Consider the following 21,558-nt stretch of genomic DNA (forward strand, 5'->3'; position numbering starts at 1 on the left):
TGTTGGTGCCCCAGCTCCACACCCACATGGGGGGGGGGGGGTTCTTGTACATCGTCTACCCCGCCGCCCCGCGCGTCATGCCTTGCCTGTTGCTGCGTGTTCCTGCCTGTTCCTGCCTGTTCACGCCTTGCCTTGCCCGTACAGCACGTCCCGCCGGTGGATCAGTGCGCGGCCGCGCGGGCCATCGCACCCGTCCGGCGCGGCTGCAGCGGAACGGCTGCCGCCGTGGCCCGGGCGGGCTGGGCCGGTGCGCGGTCACGGCGTGGCTGTGCGGCCACACCGTTCTGGACGTCCATGACGGCATGCGCCACCAGTCCGCCCATCGGGTCGTGCCGGATCAGGTCCCGCAGCCGGGACCTGGACGACCGCCCCTCGTTGCCGGGGTACAGGTGCTTGCCGAGTCCGACCGCGTGGGCCAGCGCGGCAAGCGCCGCGGTCCGCGGGTCCGGCGGTACACCGGTGCGGATCGCACTGTCCAGCCGGCCACGGATCTCCCGGCTGATCGCCGTGTCGGTCGCCTGGTAGCGAGTCGTCGGCAACACCCCGCACATCTGGCCCGCGACGGCATGGACCATGCCGCAGCGCTCCAAGTGAGCGAGGTAAATCTGACGGAGCCCCAGTCGGGGTCCGCCGATCCAGTGGACGGCCCGAACCGGGCTGCCGCGCCTGCGCAGCAGTTCCAGTGCGGAGTCCAGTGTCGGATCTCCTGTCGGCCGTGGCATCACCACGGCGATACGATCCCCATCAGGGGCTATCCGTCCTGCCAGAGCCAGCTCCACTAGCTGTGCCCCGGCCAGGCCGAGGTCGAGCGACTGCGGCTGCGCCGTGGTACCCGTGGTCGGGTCCAAAGCGAGCAGCAGAAGCTCCTCCGGAATTGTTCTGCGGCTCCTGCCCATCCATGCCTCCCCGCGTGGATGAGTGACAGGGTGACGCCTCTCACATTCATCTGTCGAGAGCGCCTGGCCGCTTTGTGGGGGAACCATCAGCTATGTCGTTCTCGTCTAGCACGTGGGCGATGCCCCCGAGACGGGACACTGTTAGACATTCGGACAGCCGGACGTGGTGGCGATCGAGGAGGAACTGGTGGCGGGCGAGTCCCCCGACAAGTCGGTTGATGAAGGAACGTCGGGGGCGACGGAGTCCTCAAAGGGGCATGACCCGAGGGTGTCGGTGTTCCGGCCGCGGGACCCGGAGGACGGGTCCGCGGGGCGACGGGGTGAGGGTGGCCGCGGGTCGGCGTCCGGGCCCGGGTCTGGGGCCGGGGCCGGGTCCGGGGCCGGCTCCGACTCTGGTTCTGACGCCGACGCCGATGCCCGCTCCGGCTCCGGCTCCGGCCGTGATCCGCTGAGGGAGGCCGTGGCGGCGTGGGTCGCCACCGCGGAACCCTCCGAGGGCGAGCCGGACGAAGCCGCGACCGAGGGCGGGCCTTCGGCCGACGCCGCGGATGCGGACTCCGGTGACGGGGCTTCGGATGCCGATTCCGCTTCGGGGCGTGGGGATGACGGGCCGGCTGCCCGGCCGGCTGCTTCGGCTACGTCGGCCTCGGCTGGAGCCCGCGCCGCGGATGCCGATCCGCGGCGTGCGACCGCCGAGTCCGCGGCCCGGCCGTCGGCTGCTTCGGCTTCGGCGGCTTCGTCGACTGCGGATTCCGCTTCGCGGGGTGAGGGTGGCGGGTCAAAGGGCCGTTCCGCGTCCTCGGCCGCCGAGTCGGTGGAGTCGGTGGAGTCCGCGGAGTCGGCCGAGTCGGACGACAGTGACCGTACGGCCGTGTTCCGCGTCGTGACCCCTCCGGCTGCGGCTTCCGATTCCCCTTCCCCTTCCCCGTCCTCTTCGTCGTCCCGTTCTGGTTCCGCTTCTTCCTCCGCCCCGGCTGCGGAGCGCGAGAGCGGGCGGTCCGCCGTGCGCTCCGGTACGGGGTCTGGTGCGGGCTCCGAAGCCTCGGACGCCGAGCCGGTCGCCGAGTCGGATGACAGCGACCGCACCGCCGTGTTCCGCGCCGTGAAGCCCCCGAAGGCCGATTCCGCTTCGGCCCGCGAGGGCGGCGACTCCGGGTCCCGGTCCGGATCCCCGTCGAAGCCCGCGAGCACCCTGAGCGCCCCGGAGGCCTCGGGCTCCGCTGCCGCGACGGACGCCCCCGCCGAGCCCGCCAAGTCCGCCGAGCCTGCCGAGCCCGCCAAGTCCGCCAAGTCCACCGAGTCCGCTGACAGCGAGCGGACCGCGGTGTTCCGGGCCGTGAAGCCGAAGGCCGCGGCTCCGAAGGCCGCCGAGTCCGCTGACAGCGAGCGGACCGCGGTGTTCCGGGCCGTGAAGCCGAAGCCCGCCGCTGCGGATGCCGATGGGCCCGCCGACAGCGAGCGGACCGCGGTGTTCCGCGCTGTGAAGCCGAAGACCGCGGCTCCGGATGCGGCTCCGGCCGACGGCGAGCCCGCTGACAGCGAGCGGACCGCCGTGTTCCGGGCGGTCAAGCCCGGCGCCGTCAGGCCCGGGACCTCCAAGGAGGTTCCGCCCGGCGCCGTCGGCGGGGAGCGCGCGAGCAAGTTCGTACCCCTGCGGACCGATGAGGGGGCGGAGCGTTCCGCCACCGGGCAGTCGTCGAAGACGGCGCCGGCGTCTCCCGCCGGGCCCGGGGTCCGCCCCGGGGCTCCGGGACCCACCCCGACCGCGTCGGCCGCACGGGCGACCCCGGCGACCCCGCCGGCACCGGCCGCCCCGGCCCCGGCCCCGGCCGCGAAGGTGTCGCCCGAGCGGACCACGCAGCAGCCGCTGCCGCCCAAGCCCCCGCTCGACATGCTGGCGGACCTCACCAACAACCCGCCCCCGCCGCCGAGCGCGGCCCGGACCGCCCTGCGGCGGTTCAAGATCTATGCCCCGATCGTCCTGCTCCTGGCGGTCATCCTCGCCGTCGTGCAGCTCGTGCGCCCGCTGCCCGAGCCGAAGCTGAAGATGACCGCGAAGGGCACGTACACCTTCGAGGGCGGCGCCCCGTCCCTGCCGTGGCCGAAGGAGGGCCAGGCCTACATGGCCGCGGCCGGTCTCGGCCCCGTAGGCAGCTTCGGGGACCAGAAGCCCGTCGCGATCGGCAGTGTCGCGAAGGCCATGACGGCGTACGTCATCCTCAAGGACTTCCCCATGAAGAAGGGGGACAAGGGGCAGATGATCCCCGTCGACAAGACGGCGGTCGACGACGGCAAGAAGGAGACCGAGGGCGAGTCCACGGTCAACAACTTGAAGGAGGGCGACAAGATCTCGCAGTACGACGCCCTCGCCGCGATCATGATCCCGTCCGCCAACAACGTCGCGCGGCTGCTCGCGCGCTGGGACGGCGGGCCGGAGGCGTTCGTCAAGAAGATGAACGACACCGCCAAGGACCTCGGGATGACCAACACGACGTACACGGACCCCTCGGGTCTGGACGCGACCACGGTCAGCACCGCCGAGGACCAGGTCAAGCTCGGCCTCAAGCTCGTGGAGATGCCGGAACTGATCGCGATCACCAAGCTGCCGGCCTGGGTCGACCCCACGAACAAGTCCTGGCGGAACTACAACACCCTCGTTCCCTTCAACGGCGCGATCGGTCTCAAGACCGGCTCGACCACGAAGGCCGGCGGCAACCTGCTCTTCGCCGCCGAGAAGAAGGTCGGCAAGACCAACCAGCTGATCGTCGGCGCGGTGCTCGGCCAGCACGGCGTGCCCATCCTCGACACGGCGATCGCGGCGAGCAAGGACGTCATGCTCGCCACGCAGAAGGCGCTGACGGCCGCGACCGTGGTCAAGAAGGGCGATGTCGTCGGCTACGTGGACGACGGGCTCGGCGGCCGCGTCCCGGTCGTGGCCACCGCCGACGTGGAGGCGGTCGGCTGGCCGGCGCTCAACGTCGCGATCAAGCTGGGTGACGGCGCCGCCAAGATCCCGCAGACCGCGAAGGCGGGTTCGGAGATCGGCGTGCTGACGGTCGGCGAGGGTGCCAGCCAGGTGAAGGTGCCGGTGGCGCTGGAGAGCGACCTCGCCGCGCCCGGCATCGGCAAGAAGCTGACGCGCGTCGGCTGACCTGTCGGTCGACCTGGAGCGGTGGGGGGGGGGGGGGGGGGGGCCCCCCCGCGCCCCGCGCGGGGGGGGGGCGCGGGGGGGGGGCCCGGGCGCGGGCGGGGGGGGGGGGGCCGCCCCCCCCCGCCCCCCCCCGCACCGCGTCTACGGACCGAAGAGCGGGCCGAAGAGCGGACCGAGCGCGGACCGAAGCGCGGACCGAAGCGCGGACCGGAGACTCATCGTGTTGGGGAGTACGTCGGCGTGACCATCGCTGAGCGGCAGGAGCAGGGCCAGGAGCAGGGCGAGAGCCAGGGCCGGGGCGAGAGTCCGGGCGACGGCCAGGGCCCGGGCGAGGGCCCGCTCCGCCGCGCCCTCGCCCTGGCGCGTCGGCATCCCGTCGCCGTGGCCACCGGGCTGGCCGCGCTGCTGCACGTGGTCTGGTTCTTCGCCATCGCCAACAGCGGCGGCGACCTCGCGGCGCAGGACGCCTGGGCCGAGTTCGTGGGCCGTCATCCCGACTCGGCGTACAACCTCGCCTGGTACGGCGGCATGCACCCGGTCTCGTACAGCGTGGTCTCGCCGTACGTGATGCACGTGCTCGGCGTCCGGACCACGATGATGATCGCCGGTACGGTCTCGGCCGGGCTGCTGGCGCTGATCCTGACCCGCTGCCGCCGGGCCGTGCGCGAGCCGCTGTGGCCCGCCCTGGCCGGGGTGTACGGGCTGTTCTGCAACGCCCTGTCGGGCCGCGTCACCTTCGGGCTCGGCGTGATGTTCGCACTCGGGGCCGTCGCCGCCGTCTTCTGCTGGCCCCGCAAATTTGCCGCGCGGCGCTGGGCGAAGGCCGCCGTGGCGGCTCCGCTCGCGGGGATCGCCACCGCCTCCAGCCCGGTCGCAGGGCTGTTCCTCGGGGTGATCGCGGCCGCGCTGTTCCTGAACAAGCGGCGCCCGGGCGCGTACGCGCTGGGGCTGGCCCCGGCGGCGGTGGTCGGCCTGTCGGCGTGGCTGTTCCCGTTCTCCGGGACGCAGCCGATGAAGCTGGGCTCGGCGGCGCTGCCGTTCGCCTGCGCGCTGGCCGCGCTGTTCCTCGTACCGAAGGGCTGGAGGACGGTCCGGACCGCGTCCGCGATCTACGCCCTCGGCGTGGCGCTGACCTGGGCGATCGACTCCCAGGTCGGCTCGAACGTGACCCGGCTGGCGATGCTGTTCGGCGGGGCGGTGCTGCTCGCGGCGCTCCCGTACGCCGGTGCTCCGCGCTCGCGCCACTGGTACGGGGTGCTGCTCGCCCTCACCGGAGTCACCGCCTGGATCACCGTCAACAGCGTCACCGACATCGTCCGCACCACCCCGCTGGCCTCCTGGAGCCGCGAGCTGGCCCCGCTGGTGGACCAGCTCCAGAAGGCGGGCGCCGACCGGGGGCGGGTGGAGGTGGTCCCGGCCAGCAGTCACCGCGAGTCCTCGGCCTTCCCGGCGTACGTGAACCTCGCGCGCGGCTGGAACCGCCAGGCCGACCTGGAGCGCAACCCGCTCTTCTACGACGACAGCCTGGACGCGGACAGCTACCGCGACTGGCTGGAGCGCTGGGCCGTGCACTACGTGGTGCTGCCCGCCGACAAACCCGATGAGGGCGGGAAGGACGAGGAGAAGCTCGTGCGCGAGGGGCTCCCGTACCTCCAGCAGGTGTGGGGCGACGCGAACTGGCAGCTCTTCAAGGTGATGGACCCGACGGACCTGGTCGCCGGACCGGCGACGGTCGTACGGGCGAGCGCGGACCAGCTGGTCATCGACGTGAAGCAGGCCGGCCGGGTGCTGGTGCGGATCCCGCACTCGCCGTGGCTGGGGCTGGTGGACGCCGCGGGCAAGCCGGTGGAGCCGCCGCAGGAGACGGCGGCGTCGAAGGAGGCGGCGAAGAAGGGGACCAAGGAGGCCTCGCCCTCTTCCACGCTCTCCTCCACGCCCTCTTCCGGGTCCCCTTCGGGGTCCTCTTCCGGGTCCTCTTCCGGGTCCTCCGGGCCGAAGCAGGCGGTGCCGAAGGAGTACGTGAACACGGCCGGGTGCCTGTTCAAGGCGGTGCCGGACACCACCGGGGACGTGTGGACGGAGCTGCTGGCGCCGGCTCCGGGGGAGTACCGCGTGGCGGCGAAGTACCAGCTGCCGCGGGGGACGCCGTGTCCGGAAGAGCTGATCTTGGAGGCGGTGGGCCCGGTGGTGCGGCCCACTCCGCCGCGACCTTGATCGACATATCTTTTACGTCCGGTCCGGGTGCGTTGGTCCGTATTTCTGCATACGATCCCAGTAGTCCGATCGAGTGTCCCGAGTCTTTTAGGGAGTTGACGGCGGGATGAGCAAAGAGCAGAAGCAGGACGTCCGAGCGGCTTTGGCGAAGGCCCTTGACGCACCCGGCCCGCCGCGCGGGCAGGCGCACGGGTTCGACCACGAGCTCCGGAGCAAGGTCAAGGGTGGAGCGCACACGAAGGCGGCGCTCAAGCGCGCCGGGACCCCACAGGGTGACCGCATCGGCGAGCGCAGCAGAGGCCTGAGCTAGACATCGGTCGTCAGACGTACGCAGCCCTTCCGGCCCCGGGCCGGAAGGGCTTTCGTGTGAGCCCATTTTGATTGCACTTTCATTCAACTGGCGGCCTTAACGGCTTCGCGGGAAAGCGTCCCGATAACTGTTACATTGCCTACGCATTACCAAAACATGACCCTCGTAACGTCTTGGTTGTCGCCAGGGCGAACCACCCGAACCGGGTGGGTAGTCCGGACCGAGACCACAGGCGACGCCGACCCGAGGGGAACCACTCACATGCGCGCCACCTTCCGCACCGCCGCCGTCGCCGCCGGTGCCATCACCGCCCTGGCCCTGCCGACCGCCCAGGCCTTCGCGGCCGACGCCCCGGCTCCCGCCAACCCCTCCGCGGCGACCGACACGCCGAAGCCGGCGGAGGACAAGCCGGAGACGAAGCCGGAGACCAAGCCGGCGGACAAGCCGGAGACGAAGCCGGAGACCAAGCGCGAGGGCGCGGGGACGCAGCAGCTGGGTGACGGCTGGTACGCCAAGGTCTTCAAGCACGTCAGCAACGGCCCGACGATGGACCTGAAGGTCACGGGCTACGAGGCGGAGATCTACCCGGCCAAGGGCGCTCTCCAGGCCACCCTCAAGGCCTTCGGCAAGGCGGACTCCGCGAAGGTGGGCGAGTACACCTTCACCCTGTCCGCGGACGGCAAGGTCACCACCAAGAAGGACGCGGCGAAGCCGAAGCCGAAGCCGGTGGAGAACAAGGTCTCGGGCATCTCCGTCGGCGGTGGCACGATGGCTGATCTGACCAACAAGGCCGGCGAGGGCCCCAAGGCCGTACTGAAGGTCGGTCCCAAGGACGCCGCGAACGGCACCAAGGCCGGCACCGTCATGGCCACCCTGACCGCGAAGAGCCCGCGCGCCGAGAACAACGGCCAGAAGTTCGAGATCGTGAAGGCCGATAGTGCCAAGCCGCAGCTGAAGGTCACGCTGGAGGGCCAGGTCAAGCACTACGACTTCCCGGCGGTCAACAAGGGCACCGGCACCGGCACCGGCACCGGCACCGGTGACAAGGCCACCACGCCCGCCACCCCGGCCAAGCCCGTCACCCCCAAGGGCGGCGTGCGAGCCGGTGCCGAGGGCGTCGAGTCCTCCGGCGGCGAGGGCACCCTCCTGATCGCGGGCGGCGCCGGCCTGGCGGCCGCGGGCGCGGCGGGCCTCGGCTTCGCGATGCTCCGCCGCCACCGCACGGAGAGCTGACCGCGGCTCCGGAGCGCCGCTCGGACCGTGGCTTCGGACCGTGGGTTCGGACCGTGGCTTCGGACCGCCCCCGGTCCCCGGCCGTGGCGCCGCACCTGCGGTGCTCCGTGTCCGACCCCGCTCACCGGGCCCACCGGCCGAGGGCGGCCGGCCTCGGCGCATGGGGCCGCCGCCGCGCCGGACGACGTAAATCTCCTGTAGTTCCCTGCCTGCCACACCGCCGCACCGCCACCCCGGAGTACGACATGACCCGCACCGCCACCCCCGCCGCCCGCCGCAGGGTCGTCGCCTCCACCGTCCTCACGCTCGCCGTCACCGGCTTCGGCGTGGGCTCGCTCACCGCCTGTGGCGGCGGCCCGAAGCTGCCCCCGGACCCCAAGGTCGGCAGCACGGCCGCCGCCCCGGCACCCGTGGCCGACACGGTGCCCACCCTGCCGAAGTCGAAGCCGACCGGTATGAAGATCGACTCGGCGGGTGTGGACGCGAAGAAGATGGTGGACCTCAAGGTGGACCCGGCGACCGGTGAGCTCGGCGTGCCGGACGCCGACACGGACGCGGACAACCCCGGCTGGTGGGCCGAGGGGGTCACCCCGGGGGAGAAGGGCGCGTCCGTGCTCGTCGCGCACTTCGACACGAAGCACGGCCCGGCCCTGATGAAGAACGTCAAGAAGATCAAGCTCGGCGATGTCATCGAGGTGCCGCGGGAGGACGGGAAGACGGCGAAGTTCAAGATCCGTGAGATCGAGGACGTCGACAAGAAGAAGTTCCCGACGGACAAGGTCTACGGGGACACGAACCGCTCCGAGCTGCGCCTGCTGACCTGCGGCGGCGAGCTGAAGGACGGCCACCGCACCAACAACGTCATCTTCTACGCCGACCTCCTGGCGTGAGACTCCGCAGGACCTCCCTGCTGTCGCTGCTGCTGCCCGCCGCGCTCCTCGCGCTGGCGGGCTGCGGTGCGACCGGCGACCTCCTTCCCGCCGGCCACGGCAAGCCCGCCGTCCGCGCCCAGGGCCCGCACCGGTTGTGGCCCGACCGGCCGCCGGCCCCGCGGGTTCCGGAGCACACGGCGGGCCGGGACGCTCCGTACGTGGTGCCGGGGGTCCGGATCCCCGCCTCGGGCGAGCTGCGCGACGTACCGGCCGGGGAGGTGCTGGCGGCGGACCTGGCGGCGGAGGCGGATTCCGAGCCCGGGGACGATCCGACGCGACAGCTCCTGACCGCGTGCGCACCCTCGGCGGAGCCCGCCGCGTGCCCGGTGCGGGAGGCGCACTACCGTGATCTGACCGGAGACGGCCACGACGAGCTGATCCTGGGCATCGAGCAGCCCGGCCACTCCCTCAACCTGCGCGTCTACTCGCTCCTGGACGGCCGCATTCAGAGGATCATGAACGACACCCAGCGCATCATCAGCGTCGAGCTCGCCGCTCGCGACCTCATCCTGTGGTCCCCGAACCCGATTCCCGGCACCGAGAGCCGCGACGTGTGGTCCTGGTCCCCGGAGCTGGGCGTGATGAGCCCGCGCCTGATGGAACTGGTCCGCACCCCGCAGGAGGAACCGTGACGCGCGGGACGCTCTGGCCGGGACTGCCGGCCTGGACCTCCACGCTCACCTGGAAGGCCGCGGTCTTCATCACCCTCATGTGCTGCGGCCTCGCGGCGCTGCTCGGCACCCTCGTCCACGACGCGATGACCCGGCAGACCGTCGGCGTCGCGCGCGAGCGCGCCCTGGCCAAACTCGACCGGGTCACCGGCCTCTACGAGAGCGGCACGACCACGCCGCGGGGCGAGGGCATCCGCCCCGACGGCCTGCCGCCGGAGCTGCGCGCGCTGGCGGCGAGCGGCAAGCGCGGCACCGCCGTCGGCCAGCACCGCGGCAGGTCCGCGATGTGGGCCGCGGGCCCCGCCGACGGGGACCGGGTCATCGCGGCGGCCGTGGACTACAGCGGCAGCGAGAAGACCATCGCCGACCTGGACCGGGCCATCCTCGGCTCCTCGGCGCTGGCCATCGGCGGCACCCTGCTGATCGGCGCGTTCGGCGTCACCCGGATCACGCGGCGCCTGCACCAGACGGCGCAGGTGGCCCGCCGGATCAGCGCGGGCGACCTGAACGCCCGCGTGAACGGCTCCCCGCGCGGCAAGGACGAGGTCGCGGCCGTCTCCAGCGCCCTGGACACCATGGCCTCTTCCCTCCAGCGCAAGCTGGAGTCGGAGCAACGCTTCACGGCGGACGTGGCCCACGAACTGCGCACCCCGCTGACCGGCTTGAACGCGGCCGCCGAACTCCTCCCGCCGGGCCGCCCGGCGGAGCTGGTACGGGACCGGGTGCAGGCGATGCGCTCGCTGACGGAGGACCTGCTGGAGATCTCCCGCCTGGACACGCGCAGCGAGCGGCTGGAACTGGACTCGTACGACTTGCCGACCCTGGCCGCCCGAGCCATCCGGGCAGCAACCCCCACCACGCCCACCACCCCTCCCACCGCACTGGTGATCGCGTCGACCCCCCTCCGCATCGAGACGGACCGGCGCCGCCTGGAACGCATCCTCGGCAACCTGATCGCGAACGCCCACAAGCACGGCGCGGCCCCGGTCACGGTGACGGTGGACGGCCGGACGCTGACGGTGACGGACGCCGGCCCGGGCTACCCGGACTACCTCCTCACGAGCGGCCCGCAACGCTTCCGCACGGAGGGCATGAACAAGGGCCACGGCCTCGGCCTGACCATCGCCGCGGGCCAGGCCCACACCCTGGGCGCGACCCTCACCTTCACCAACCCACCCCCAGGCGGCGCCCAGGCCCGCCTCACCCTCCCCGACCCCGCGCACCGATGAGCCCGAAACCAAAGAAACCGCACCCCCGGGGGAAACCCCCAGGGGTGCGGTTCGCGTTGTGCCCTCGGCAGGATTCGAACCTGCGACACCCGCTTTAGGAGAGCGGTGCTCTATCCCCTGAGCTACGAAGGCGGGGATCTGTCGGAAAACGTGTCTGAAAGTCGGTCCAGGCAGACGCGATGATCCAGACGGGCTTACCGGCAGCATGCGGAGGCCAGGCCGTGAGGCCGGGCCACCGCGGTCAGTGTAGCGGGTGGTGCATGATCCGCATTCGAGATAGACGGCTCCACGCGTTCCCAGGCGGTGGAGGCAGGGGGCAGGTGCGTCAGGCCGCAGGTGTTAGGTCCGGTTGAACTTCTGTCGGCCTTGGACGGATCGATCTGGCGGTCCTCATCGGTCTCGTCGACCCGGATGCGCTTGGCCGACTTGTGGCGGATGGACTCGATGCCGAGGATGACGCGGCTGTGTGTGTGGGGGGGATTGGCGAGGCGCACGGCGGCAGGGAGGAACTTGGCTCCGTAGACGCGGGTTCCGCCGCCTTCGGCAGGGAAGTCTTCGGCGCGGCCGGGGGCGTTGGGCCCGGGGGATGTGCGCAGGCCGCGCGAGGGCGGCCTGCGCACATTTCGCTATGCGATCGTGCTGTCCGGGGTCAGGCTGGCGGGGCGAGCATGCGCTCGGTGCCGAGGTTGTTCGTGCGGGTGTCCTGGTACATGGTGGTTTCGCCGTCGGTCCAGCGGATGATGAGGTCGTTGGTGAGGCCGTCGCCGGTGTATTGGCCGGTGGTCATGATGACGCTGTGGGTCCAGGTGTTGTTGGGGCCGTGGATCTGCTGCTGGCCGCCGAGGCCGCCGGTGGTGGTGCCGACGTAGTTGTCGAGTTCGCCGCTGGACCAGCGGACCATGAGGTCCCATTTCTGGTTGCCGGAGAACTGTCCGGCGGTCAGCAGGGTGGCTTCCTTCCAGGCGTCGTTGGGGTCCTTGAGCTTGTATTCCTGGCCGAGGGTGCCGGCGCCGACGTTGGTGTAGAGGCTGAGTTCGCCGTCCGACCAGCGGACCATGAGGTCGGTGACGTAGGTGGTGGCGTTGAAGCGGCCGGCGGCGATCTGGGTGGCGTGGCTCCAGATGGAGCCGGAGGCGGCCATTTCGGTGCCGATGCCCAGGCCGTTGGAGCCTACGTCGGCGTGCAGGGTCATGCGGCCGTCGTCCCAGCGGACCAGGAGGTCGAACTGGTTGGACCCGGCGAAGTCGCCGGCGGTGATGGTGGCGGCTGCATTCCAGCCCGATTGCGGTGCCAGGAGCTGGCGTTCGGGCTTGAAGCCGCCGTTGCCGTCGCCGGGGTAGAGGGTGACTTCGCCGTCGGTCCAGATGACGAGCAGGTCGCTGTGGCCCGTGCCGGAGAAGTCGCCGGAGGCTATCTGCTTGGCGTGCTTCCACGTTTCACCGCTGCCGGGCAGGATCGGGCCGTCCGTCGGAGGCTGGAAGGTGCCGCGCACGACGTTCTTCGGTCCGATGCCGTTGTTGGCGTCGTTGTAGAGGTCCTGGGCGTCCTTGCCGTAGAGCGGCGAGTAGGAGGTCCAGTCGACGTCGCCGCCACCGCCCATGCCGCCGACGTTCCCGATCACCTCTCCGGTCCTGGTCGAGGCGTTGTACCCCTGGATCCACGGACCGCCGGATACACCGCTGTAGAACCCGCCGCACTCCATCTGCATCTGCCGGAACGGGTAGAGCCGACGGGTCGGCACATCACAGCGGATGGCCTGGTGCTGGCTGTTGTCGCTGGCGCTGGACGGGTAGCCGATGACCGTCACGTTGTGCTCGTACGACGTCGAGGTGGTGAAGGTGAGGGCGCCGACGACGTTCTCGACCGCTCCCTTGGCATTGGGGGCGACGGTGACGAAGGCGAAGTCCAGGTCCGACACGGCCGCCCTCGTCTGCCCTGTGGTGGGGTAGCGGGGGTCCTTGTAGACCTCGTTGACCGCGAAGAGTCCCCACGGCTGGTTCGCCGGGAGCTTGAGGAACTGGTACTGCGGCACGAAGATCCGGTGGGTGGCCGCGTTCAGTCCGTTCGCACAGTGCCCCGCGGTGAGCACCATGCTCTTGCCCTTGCTGCGCACGACGGTGCCCGTGCAGTAGGTGGCGTTTCCACCGACCGGCGTGCTGTCGAAGAAGAACGTCCCCACCATCGGGAGGCCGTCGAAGTGCGCGGCGTGGGGCGTGTCCGCCGGCGCGGCGGCCATCGAGTTGGCTCCTGGCGGAGCTTTGGTGGGCTTGGTGCTGCGGGCGGCGTCGATCGGCTTGGCCTGGGCCATCCGCTCAGCTGTCCAGTACTGCTCGTCCGCGGTTGAGGACGGGGAAGCAGGGGGTGAGGCGGGGGTGGAAGCGGAGGGAGAAGGGGGAGAGGAGGGAGAGGAGGGAGCGGGGGGAGTGGATACCGGTGGTGCGGTCGGAAGGGGAAGCTGCGAGGTGGAGGGCGTGGAACGGGGTAGGCCTGAAGGGCTGGGTGTGGGGGGCGCCGACGAGGATGAGGCCGAGGGTGAGGGGAGCGGCGTGCCGGCCGGAGAGGGGGCGGCCGACGCTGCCAGGGCCGCGGGGGCGGTGAGGAGCACGGTGCTGGTGCCGAGCGCGAGTGCGGTCAACCATTTTGATCTCAATGACTTGCTTCCTGAACGCGGTGATGACGCCTGGCATCGCATGGTGTTAGTGCGTCAGTTCGACGAAGAGGGCAGAGTAGGCAGTGATGTGAAAGATCGTCAACGAATCCAGATAGGCGACAAATGAAGCGATTGCGGGCATGCGTCGGCGCGGCGATCCTGGCGATTCCGCTGGTCATGTCACTCGGAGCGGAGAGCGCGCAGGCCGCTCCGCTTACGGATGTGCCATCGCCGCTTCAAAATGGCGCCGAGCGGTTGGTCCGGCCTGGAGAGCAGGTCAGCATCTCAGTGGGCCTGCAGGATGCCGTCGGTAATGGCGACAGGGTCTTCTCCGAAGCGTTCACCGCGGATGGCCGGATGAGGATGAGCGATCCGCACGTCACCGCGGTCATGACGATCTCCTGCACCGCCGCGCCCGGGTCCTACGAGGTGCGCATCGGATCAGGTGGGGACCGGAACCCCTCCGAGGTCACGCGGCTCTGGGGCAGTGTCCGGGTGGCTCCGGCTGAGGCGACGGAGCGTGCGGCGTGCGCGCGGCGGGTCTCCGAGCTGCCGCCTGAGTCCCAGGAGGAGCGCTGGCCCGCGGGCGTGGAGTGGCCCGCGAGCCCGTGGGACGTGCGGTCGGTGCGGGCCGGCGGCGAGATGACGGCCACCGATGGCCTGGAGATGGGCAGCGACGGAGGCGTCACGTTGACCTCGTCGGCGTTCACGCGGCCGGTGGTCATGCGCGGAGCGAAGACGGTCTCCGCGGTCGTCCGCATCAGGTGCGACGCGAAACCGGGTCTCTACACCGTGGTCTGGCGAGAGAAGGGGACGCCGTCGAGGGACTGGGCCCGGCTGCGGGTGGAACCCGCAGCCCCTGACTGCCACGACCCCGCCCCTACGCTCGCCGACACGGTCAAGCGCACGGCTTCCTGGCTGGTGGCGGCAGGCATCTGTGCTGCCGCGCTCGCGGTAGGGGTGCGTGCCGTGAAACGGAGGCGGCGGGCCCATTCTCCCCTGTGATGGTGAAGCGCAGGCGTCGCGCGCTCCAGGAAGAGTCGTGGATTCGGTAGGCCCGAGGTGGGTGCGCGTTCCGGTTCTCCGGCCGGACCAGAGAAGGGTGCACGGTTCTCTTTCTGGAAGCAGCCGAGCCGGCGCTATGGGCATGCCGTTCGCCGTGGCTGAAACCATTTCAGAAATGGCTTGAAACGCAGAGCCTAGGGCTTGATCACGACCTTGCCCGCCGCCGTGCCCGCGGCCATGCGTGCCAGCCCCCCGGGGACGATGTCCGCGAGACCGATGACCGAGTCGACCGCCGCGGTCGCGATGTCCGGGTGGTCCGCGAGCAGGGCGAGGGCCTCGGGGAGGTCCTGGTCGCAGATGTGCACCTTCGAGGTGGAGATGCGGATCTCGTCCAGGACGAGTCGGGTCAGGTCGAGCGGCGAGGGGTCGCGGTGCAGGCCGACCAGGCGGATGTGACCGCCCCGGCTCACCGCGTTCATCGCGGTCGCCAGTCCCCGGGGCGAGCCGGAGGTCTCGATGACGATGTCCGCGCCGTCGCCGCCAGTGGCTTGCCGGATCGCGGCGGCGGCGTCCTGCCGGGACGCGTTGACGAGCACGGTGGCCCCACTGCGCGCGGCAGCCTCCAATCGGGCCGGTGAGACGTCCACTCCCACCGTGTCGATGCCGCGCGCGGTGCAGGCGGCCACGGCCAGTGAGCCGATTCCGCCCAGACCGATCACCGCGATGCGTGCGCCCCGCTCGGCGCCGGCGCCGCGCACCGCGTGCAGGGCGACGGCGAGCGGCTGCGCCATGATCGCCACGTCCGGAGGACAGTTCCCGACGGACCGGCTGATCCGTGCGGGCACGTTGACCCGCTCGGCGAGGCCGCCGTCCACGTGCAGGCCCACCGTGTAGTACGTCGCGCACAGGTTGGTCCGGCCGCTCCGGCACCATCGGCACGTCCCGCAGGAAACGCCCGATCCCGGCACCACCACGTCCCCGGCGGCGAACTCCGTGACCCGCGCACCCACGGCCACCACCCGGCCGACCATCTCGTGGCCGAGCACGAGGGGGCCGACGTGCCCACTGGCCGGGTGCGGGGCGGTGAGCGGGATGAGGTGCGGCCCGGAGGTGAACTCGTCCACGTCGGTCCCGCAGATACTGGCACGCAGGACCTCCAGCTGGACCTCCAGGGCGGCAGGGGCCGGCGGATCGGGCCATTCCTGGACGCGGACGTCGTGTTGCCCGTGGTAGACGGCGGCTTGCATCGGTCGGCTCTCCTCTCCCCCGCATGCGGGGCGTAGGTGAAGTACGGGATGTCGGGGATGGGTCGGGGGCCGGTCGGGAGGGCTGACCGGAGACCGGGTCCGGTCAGTCGAGGCCCAGGGCGTCGAGCATCGGGCGCAGCTTCACCCGGGTCTCCTGGTACTCCTCCTCCGGGTCGGAATCGGCCACGATGCCGCACCCCGCGTACACGGACGCGGAGTTGCCGCGGACCAGTGCGGATCGGATGGCCACCGCGAACTCGCCCTGGCCGGAGGTGTCGCTCCAGCCGATGCCGCCCGCGTACCAGCCGCGGTCGAGGCCTTCGTTGCGGGCGAGCCAGTCCAGGGATTCCGCGCGGGGGTGCCCGCCGAGCGCCGGTGTGGGGTGGAGCCGCGAGGCGAATTCCAGGATGCCGGGGGCGGCTTCGGACAGTGTGCCCTCGACCTCGGTCGACAGGTGCTGCACGTTGGCGAGCTTGAGGACGGTGGGGGTGGGGTCGACCGTGAGATCCGCGCACGCTCCGTCCAGGGCTTCCCGGAGCATGCGCACCACGACGTCGTGCTCGTGGAGGATCTTCGCGCTGCCCGTCAGGTCCTTCTCGTACGAGGCGTCCTCCTCCGGGGTGGCGCCACGGGGGGTGGTTCCGGCGAGACCGAGGGTGTGGACCGTCCTGCCGGCCAGACGGACCAGGTACTCGGGGGTGGCTCCGATGAATTCGTGCTCGCCGTCGCGTACGGCGAACAGCGTGGCTTCCGGGTATGTCTCGCCCAGCCGGTCCAGGGCCTCGGGGACGTCGAAGGGTGCCTCCGCGAGGTACCGCACTTCGCGGGCGAGCACCACCTTCTCGAAGGATCCCTCGCGCATCCGCCGCACGGCCCGGGCGACCAGGTCCTTCCAGTCCTGGGCGGGGGGCAGTTCGACCGACTCGTGCAGCCGGGTCCGCCCGGCGGGCCCGCCTTGCGCGGTGGGCTGCGGCAGCAGGCACTGCTCCGCCATGTGCAGCAGTCCCTTGGACACCTGTACGGGGTCGCTGTGCCGGTCGACGACGGCGTTGAGGCGCAGTTCGCCCAGGGGGGCGGCCCACCCGGTGAGGGCGGGGGCGGTCCCGCGGATCTGGACGGAGGGCACCCACATCAGGGCGTCGGGAAGCGGTGGGCGGGAGGCTCCGGTCGCGGGGGCGAACGCCACACCGCCCACCAGAAGCGGCCCTTGGCCGGTCGGGAGCCCGGAACTGGGTCCTCCACCGGTCACCGCGTCCTCGGCCAGTTCCTCCCAGGCGGCGCGGACGGCCTCGATGCGGTCCTCACCGTCCGCCGACAGGTCGTGCGCCGTCCCGGCCGCGACGAGGAAGCCCCTGTCCCAGGCCGAACGCCACAGCAGGGAGCGGTTCGCCGCGTGCCGCGAGCGGCGCCAGAGTTCGAGCGCGTCGGTATGCGGCACCGGCATGGCCCAGCTGGCCAGGACGGGGCGCCGCCGCTGCTCCGCGGCTGCGACGGCGCGGCGGCACACGTCGAGCAGGTCTTCCCGGGAGGCCAGGCCGAGCGCGGACCGGTCCGCTTCGGGAAGGGCCGCCATGTAGAGGACGGAAGCGCTGGCCGGCATGTCAGTACACCCCTTCTACGACTGAGGGAGCGTGGTCCGAGGACAGCGGTCGTACATCGGCCACACCGTCCTGGGGGTACGCCGAGTTCGGCCTGATCCGCAGCGCGCAGTCGCGTTCCAGGGTCCAGGGCAGCAGCAGATCGCGGGAGAGGAGGCTGATCCGCGCCTGTCCGCGCTCTCCGTAGGCCACCTGCCGGGTGGGGTGCTCGGGGTCCACGAGGCGTACCCGGCTGTAAGGCTCGTACGGGATGAAGACGCAGCCCCCGTCCTCGTCGCCGGGTGCCTTGGGCCGCTGGGGCGCGATGCCCATCATGGTGTTCCCGTACAGGCCGACGACGGCGGCATCGGGGAAGAGCTCCGTTTCGAGGGTGTGCAGGGTTTCCGGGCCGATGCTGGTTCCGGCCCAGATGATGCCCCGTACCCGCTGCTGCACCAGGTCGAGCACCTCGTCCCGGGCCGCGATCGCTTCGAGTACCGGAGGGGTGGCGAAGAGGACCGAGACGGGCTGGGTGCGCAGGACGTCCAGCGCCTGGTCCAGGATGTGCTGGACGTACCGGACGACGTCCTCGACCCGCCCCTGTTTGGCGAGCCGCTTGACCCAGCGGGGGTCGAAGTCGATGTAGTGGCAGAAGGTCTGGCGCCGCTGGGCCAGCAGCCCGACGGAACGGCCCACGATGTGAGGCCCGGTGGGGCCGATGTGCAACCAGTGGCCGCCGCCTTCACCGGGGACGCCGTGATCGTCGAGGACCTCGCTCACCCACTGCACGCCCTGGCGGCGCGAGCGGGATTCGATGATGCGCTTGGGACGTCCGGTGGTGCCGCCGCTGTCGAAGACCTGGAAGTCCCAGTCGGAGCGGTCGACCCCGGCGGGTACGAGCTCGTCGACGGAGACGTCCCGCCACTCCTCGCTCACGTCGGGGAAGAGGTCGAGGTCCTCCCAGGTACGGATGTCCGTGCGCGGGTCGAAGGAGAGCTCGGCCGCCCGCTTGACCCAGAACGGTGAGCCGGTCGCGGGGGAGAAGTGCCATTCCATGGCCGCCCGGACGAACTCGTCGTCCGGTATGCCGGCGTGGAACGGATCGGTGGTTTTCGTGGACATTCCTGTGTGCCTCCTGCGTGCGTCAGACCTGGGCGAGCGAGCGGGAGCGGGGCTGTACGAGCGTGCGCCCGACCGCCTCCACCACCGGCTGGAGCCGGGCCATGAGGTCGGTGAACTGGGCGGCGTCCAGGGCCTGGGCGCCGTCGCACAGCGCTCCGCGCGCGTTGGTGTGGACGTCGATCAGCAGGCCGTCGGCGCCGCAGGCCGCGGCGGCGAGGGACATGGGTCCGACGAGATGCGGCTGACCGGTGCTGTGGCTCGGATCCACGATCACCGGCAGGTGCGTGAGCCGCTTGGCCTCGGCGACCGCGCTGAGATCGAGGGTGAAGCGGGTGGCGCGTTCGAAGGACCGGATACCGCGCTCGCACAGGACCACGTCGCCGTTGCCCATCTGCATGAGGTACTCGGCGGCGAGCAGCCATTCCTCGATCGTGGCCGCCATGCCGCGCTTGAGGAGGACGGGGCGGCCTGAGGCCCCGGCCTCGCGCAGGAGGTCGAAGTTCTGCATGTTGCGGGTGCCGATCTGGAGCATGTCGCTCTCCTCGGCGACGCGTTCCACATCGGCCGGTGCCACGACCTCGGTGACCACCGGGAGTCCGGTACGACCGCGCTGTTCGGCCAGCAGGGCCAGGCCCGCGACGCCCAGCCCCTGGAAGCTGTAGGGGGAGGTCCGGGGCTTGAAGGCTCCTCCCCGGAGCATTCCGGCACCGGCAGCCGCCACGGCGTCCACGACAGTTGTCATCTGTTGTGGAGTTTCCACGGCGCACGGGCCGGCGATCACCAGGAACCCGGCCCCGCCGACGGTGGTGCCGTCCGGCCCTCCGACGGGGACCCGGGTGTCCTCCGGGTGGAAGCCGCGGCTGGTGAGGCGCTGGGTGCCGGGGATGGCCACGACGCGCTCGACACCGGCGGACCGTTCGATGGATGCGGCCAGTTCGGGCGATCCGGTTCCTTCGGAGACCAGGAGTACCGAGCCGGCGGCCCTTGCGGGTACGGGTGTCAGTCCATGGTCCCTGAGCAGTGCGCTCGCGAGTTCTGTCTGCTCGTGAGTCGACTGAGGGCTCATTACGACGATCATGAGTGCCTTCCCTGGGGCAGTGGTGCACGGGGGCTCTGTCGATCGGCCCGATCCTCTCCGCCCCATCCGGCAATGTCAATAAGGGTTGTCAACTCACGTTAATGATGCTCCAATCGCTCTGCCCAGTCCGAAACGGTGCCGGGCAGCAAGCGCGCAGTGAGCCGTGGAGGTGTGCCGTGAAGATGATCGACATCAGCCAGGGGTGGTACGAGGGAATGCCCTCGTACGATGCGCCGTGGTACCCGAAGTTCGGTGTCCGCCGGGCGATGACCCCGCGGACGGACCCCGCCGCAGGCGGCCGGACCTTCTCCGACCTGCAGATATTTCCGCACAACGGCTCGCACGTGGAGTCTGGTTACCACTTCTACGAGGACCGCGAGAAGATCGACGAAGTGCCGCTCGAAACCTTCGTGGGCCGGGTCTGCATCGCGGATCTGTCCTACAAGCGCGACCTCGATCCGGTGACCGGAGAGGACCTGGAGAAGGCGCTCCGCGACGTGTGGCGGCCCGGCGACCGGCTGCTGATCCGCACCGACCACCCCAACCGGTACCTCGGACGCGAGGACTACTGGGACAAGCCGCCGTACATGACGCTGTCGAGCGCCGACTGGGCCGTGGACAACGGTGCCGTCCTCGTCGGCATGGACTGCATCACCGAGCGACCGGACGACCGCAGCGGCCAGGTGCACCGCCGTCTCCTCGGCGCGGGCATCCCCATCCTGGAGAACATCCAGAACCTCGACCGGATCAGTTCCCCGGTCGCCCAGCTGATGGCGCTCCCGGTGAAGATCGGCGGCGTCGAAGCGGCTCCGGTGCGCGCGGTGGTCTTCGAAGGCTGGCCGGCCTGACCCGGGCCGGGCGACGGCCCCGACCGGAAGGGATGATCTGACGTGCTGTCCATTCCCCTGCTCCGTCAAGGAATCGAAAGCACCTCCCGCGACACGCGTGTCCTGCGCGCCGTGACGGGAGTGCCGCTCGCGACGGTCCACGAGGCCCCGGCGCTCCTGACCCGGCTGAGCGTGAAGCGGATGCGCACCACCGCGCCCCCGCCACCGTCACGGGAGTCGGCCGCCGTACTGGCCGAAGCGGGCCGCCGGTTCGCCAAGAGCACGCTCGCCGGGCTGGGCCCGGAGGAGTACGCCGAGTTACAGGCCCTGGCCTCAGGTGTCCCCGTACGGGCTGCGCGGCAGACGCTCCGGCGCCTGGGCGAGGAGTGCGCCCTGCTCGGGAACGTGGTGGCGCAGCAGCGGCCCGGGGGCGCGGCGGCGAATGCCCGGGCCCGCTGGTCGCGCCGCGGCTCGGTCCTGGGCGTGGTGGCACCGAGCAACCACCCGGGCACCCACGTCGCCTGGCTCCAGGCGATCGCCCTGGGATACCGGGTCGCCGTACGGCCGGGCGCACGGGATCCCTTCACCCCGCAGCGGCTGGCCCACGCTCTCCTGGACGCGGGGTTCGACCCCGACCGGATCAGCGTGCTGGCCGGTCCCCATGCGGCCGCCGACGCGCTGACCGACGCGGCCGACCTGGCGCTCGTCTACGGCGGGGAGTCCACCGTCGCCCGGCTGCGGGGCAATGACCGGGTCCTGGTCCGCGGTCCCGGCCGCAGCAAGATCCTGGTGGACGGCCCGGTCGACGACGACCTCCTGGACCATCTCGTCGCGGAGATCGCCGAGGACGGCGGCGTACGGTGCACCAACGCCACGGCCGTCTTCACCTCCGGTGACCACCGGGCCCTGGCGGAAGCACTGGCCGACCGGCTGGCGGCCCTCGCGGTGCTGCCCGTGACGCATTCCGACGCGGTGCTGCCCGTACGCCCGCTGGCCGAGGCCCGGGCCCTGCGGGCCGCCGTCGGCAACGCGGCCCAGGGGGCGCCGGACCTGGCCCTGCGCCACTACGGAGCGGACGCGACCCCCGTCGTGGACGGCGACGGTGCGGCGCTTCGCCCCGCCGTCGTGGCGGTGGACCGCCCTGACCACCCCGCTCTGGCGACGGAACTCCCCTTCCCCTGCGCATGGGTCGCACCCTGGCAGCCGTCCGAGGGCATCGCCCCGCTGACCGGCTCCCTGGCCCTGACGCTGCTCACCGAGAACACCCGGCTCGTGGACGCGGCCCTGGACGACCCCACGATCCGGACGGTCATCCACGGGCGGGTCCCGGGTTGGTGGAAGGACCCGTACCTGCCGCACGACGGATACATCGGACAGTTCCTCAGAGAAGTGCGCGGCTACGCCGCGCCGTAGACG

General features: G+C 71.4%; 17 protein-coding genes and 1 tRNA gene. 11 read left to right on the plus strand and 7 right to left on the minus strand.

Going from position 1 to position 21,558, the window contains the following annotated elements; all coding sequences use genetic code 11:
• Nucleotides 1–161 precede the first annotated feature (161 nt).
• Complete coding sequence (locus ACFXDJ_RS09330) at nucleotides 162–896, minus strand: GPP34 family phosphoprotein (RefSeq protein WP_384663718.1); 735 nt, start codon at nucleotides 894–896, stop codon at nucleotides 162–164.
• Between the two features lie 1,003 nt (nucleotides 897–1,899).
• Between ACFXDJ_RS09330 and ACFXDJ_RS09335 the strand changes: the two genes are divergently transcribed.
• The 7 genes from ACFXDJ_RS09335 to ACFXDJ_RS09365 all read left to right on the plus strand — a co-directional run bounded on the left by ACFXDJ_RS09335 (nucleotide 1,900) and on the right by ACFXDJ_RS09365 (nucleotide 10,636).
• Nucleotides 1,900–4,047 carry a serine hydrolase gene (locus ACFXDJ_RS09335; RefSeq protein ID WP_384663716.1) on the plus strand — a complete coding sequence of 716 codons (2,148 nt, stop codon included), beginning with the start codon at nucleotides 1,900–1,902 and terminating at the stop codon, nucleotides 4,045–4,047.
• Between the two features lie 240 nt (nucleotides 4,048–4,287).
• Nucleotides 4,288–6,261 (plus strand): MFS transporter, encoded by a 1,974-nt coding sequence (locus tag ACFXDJ_RS09340; protein WP_384655556.1) that lies wholly within the window; start codon nucleotides 4,288–4,290, stop codon nucleotides 6,259–6,261.
• 106 nt (nucleotides 6,262–6,367) lie between these two features.
• Nucleotides 6,368–6,571: a hypothetical protein gene (locus tag ACFXDJ_RS09345; protein WP_384655558.1), complete on the plus strand. Its 204-nt coding sequence runs from the start codon at nucleotides 6,368–6,370 to the stop codon at nucleotides 6,569–6,571.
• A gap of 261 nt (nucleotides 6,572–6,832) precedes the next feature.
• Complete coding sequence (locus ACFXDJ_RS09350; protein ID WP_384655560.1) at nucleotides 6,833–7,804, plus strand: hypothetical protein; 972 nt, start codon at nucleotides 6,833–6,835, stop codon at nucleotides 7,802–7,804.
• A 245-nt stretch (nucleotides 7,805–8,049) separates the two neighbouring features.
• Entirely contained in the window at nucleotides 8,050–8,694 is a 645-nt protein-coding gene (locus ACFXDJ_RS09355; RefSeq protein WP_384655562.1) for a sortase domain-bontaining protein, read from the plus strand.
• Entirely contained in the window at nucleotides 8,691–9,368 is a 678-nt protein-coding gene (locus tag ACFXDJ_RS09360; protein WP_384655564.1) for a hypothetical protein, read from the plus strand. Before ACFXDJ_RS09355 ends, ACFXDJ_RS09360 begins: the two co-directional genes overlap by 4 nt.
• Nucleotides 9,365–10,636, plus strand: a complete 1,272-nt coding sequence (locus tag ACFXDJ_RS09365) for an ATP-binding protein (protein ID WP_384655567.1) — start codon at nucleotides 9,365–9,367, stop codon at nucleotides 10,634–10,636. Before ACFXDJ_RS09360 ends, ACFXDJ_RS09365 begins: the two co-directional genes overlap by 4 nt.
• 59 nt (nucleotides 10,637–10,695) lie before the next feature.
• Here ACFXDJ_RS09365 and ACFXDJ_RS09370 read toward each other — a convergent pair.
• A tRNA-Arg gene (locus ACFXDJ_RS09370) sits at nucleotides 10,696–10,768 on the minus strand.
• A 517-nt stretch (nucleotides 10,769–11,285) separates the two neighbouring features.
• Nucleotides 11,286–12,944: a trypsin-like serine peptidase gene (locus tag ACFXDJ_RS09375; RefSeq protein WP_384655570.1), complete on the minus strand. Its 1,659-nt coding sequence runs from the start codon at nucleotides 12,942–12,944 to the stop codon at nucleotides 11,286–11,288.
• Nucleotides 12,945–13,008: 64 nt separating this feature from the next.
• On the opposite strand from ACFXDJ_RS09375, the gene ACFXDJ_RS09380 reads away from it, so the two are divergent.
• Nucleotides 13,009–13,413: a hypothetical protein gene (locus ACFXDJ_RS09380; protein ID WP_384655573.1), complete on the plus strand. Its 405-nt coding sequence runs from the start codon at nucleotides 13,009–13,011 to the stop codon at nucleotides 13,411–13,413.
• On the plus strand, nucleotides 13,410–14,291 hold the full coding sequence (locus ACFXDJ_RS09385) for a hypothetical protein (protein WP_384848610.1): 882 nt from the start codon (nucleotides 13,410–13,412) through the stop codon (nucleotides 14,289–14,291). Before ACFXDJ_RS09380 ends, ACFXDJ_RS09385 begins: the two co-directional genes overlap by 4 nt.
• Nucleotides 14,292–14,485: 194 nt before the next feature.
• On the opposite strand, the gene ACFXDJ_RS09390 is transcribed toward ACFXDJ_RS09385, so the two are convergent.
• The 4 genes from ACFXDJ_RS09390 to aroF all read right to left on the minus strand — a co-directional run bounded on the left by ACFXDJ_RS09390 (nucleotide 14,486) and on the right by aroF (nucleotide 19,303).
• On the minus strand, nucleotides 14,486–15,538 hold the full coding sequence (locus ACFXDJ_RS09390) for a zinc-binding dehydrogenase (RefSeq protein WP_384848613.1): 1,053 nt from the start codon (nucleotides 15,536–15,538) through the stop codon (nucleotides 14,486–14,488).
• Between the two features lie 103 nt (nucleotides 15,539–15,641).
• Nucleotides 15,642–17,138, minus strand: coding sequence for an isochorismate synthase MenF (locus tag ACFXDJ_RS09395; RefSeq protein ID WP_384848616.1), 1,497 nt, complete (start codon nucleotides 17,136–17,138; stop codon nucleotides 15,642–15,644).
• 1 nt (nucleotide 17,139) lies between these two features.
• Entirely contained in the window at nucleotides 17,140–18,237 is a 1,098-nt protein-coding gene (locus ACFXDJ_RS09400) for a phenazine biosynthesis protein (protein ID WP_384655584.1), read from the minus strand.
• A 22-nt stretch (nucleotides 18,238–18,259) separates the two neighbouring features.
• Nucleotides 18,260–19,303 carry a 3-deoxy-7-phosphoheptulonate synthase gene (gene aroF / locus ACFXDJ_RS09405; protein WP_384655587.1) on the minus strand — a complete coding sequence of 348 codons (1,044 nt, stop codon included), beginning with the start codon at nucleotides 19,301–19,303 and terminating at the stop codon, nucleotides 18,260–18,262.
• Nucleotides 19,304–19,497: 194 nt separating this feature from the next.
• On the opposite strand from aroF, the gene ACFXDJ_RS09410 reads away from it, so the two are divergent.
• Nucleotides 19,498–20,163 (plus strand): cyclase family protein, encoded by a 666-nt coding sequence (locus ACFXDJ_RS09410; RefSeq protein ID WP_384655601.1) that lies wholly within the window; start codon nucleotides 19,498–19,500, stop codon nucleotides 20,161–20,163.
• Between the two features lie 42 nt (nucleotides 20,164–20,205).
• Entirely contained in the window at nucleotides 20,206–21,555 is a 1,350-nt protein-coding gene (locus ACFXDJ_RS09415; protein ID WP_384655590.1) for an aldehyde dehydrogenase family protein, read from the plus strand.
• Nucleotides 21,556–21,558: the final 3 nt, after the last annotated feature.

Source organism: Streptomyces sp. NPDC059443 (genome assembly GCF_042750105.1).
In the GTDB taxonomy this organism is placed as follows: domain Bacteria; phylum Actinomycetota; class Actinomycetes; order Streptomycetales; family Streptomycetaceae; genus Streptomyces.

Coding starts and splice junctions, on each gene's coding strand:
- ACFXDJ_RS09390 (WP_384848613.1), bottom strand. CDS start 15,538: ATGCAAGCCGCCGTCTACCACGGGCAACACGACGTCCGCGTCCAGGAA.
- ACFXDJ_RS09410 (WP_384655601.1), top strand. CDS start 19,498: ATGATCGACATCAGCCAGGGGTGGTACGAGGGAATGCCCTCGTACGAT.
- ACFXDJ_RS09395 (WP_384848616.1), bottom strand. CDS start 17,138: ATGCCGGCCAGCGCTTCCGTCCTCTACATGGCGGCCCTTCCCGAAGCG.
- aroF (WP_384655587.1), bottom strand. CDS start 19,303: ATGAGCCCTCAGTCGACTCACGAGCAGACAGAACTCGCGAGCGCACTG.
- ACFXDJ_RS09375 (WP_384655570.1), bottom strand. CDS start 12,944: ATGGCCCAGGCCAAGCCGATCGACGCCGCCCGCAGCACCAAGCCCACC.
- ACFXDJ_RS09350 (WP_384655560.1), top strand. CDS start 6,833: ATGCGCGCCACCTTCCGCACCGCCGCCGTCGCCGCCGGTGCCATCACC.
- ACFXDJ_RS09345 (WP_384655558.1), top strand. CDS start 6,368: ATGAGCAAAGAGCAGAAGCAGGACGTCCGAGCGGCTTTGGCGAAGGCC.
- ACFXDJ_RS09355 (WP_384655562.1), top strand. CDS start 8,050: ATGACCCGCACCGCCACCCCCGCCGCCCGCCGCAGGGTCGTCGCCTCC.
- ACFXDJ_RS09400 (WP_384655584.1), bottom strand. CDS start 18,237: ATGTCCACGAAAACCACCGATCCGTTCCACGCCGGCATACCGGACGAC.
- ACFXDJ_RS09330 (WP_384663718.1), bottom strand. CDS start 896: ATGGGCAGGAGCCGCAGAACAATTCCGGAGGAGCTTCTGCTGCTCGCT.
- ACFXDJ_RS09385 (WP_384848610.1), top strand. CDS start 13,410: ATGAAGCGATTGCGGGCATGCGTCGGCGCGGCGATCCTGGCGATTCCG.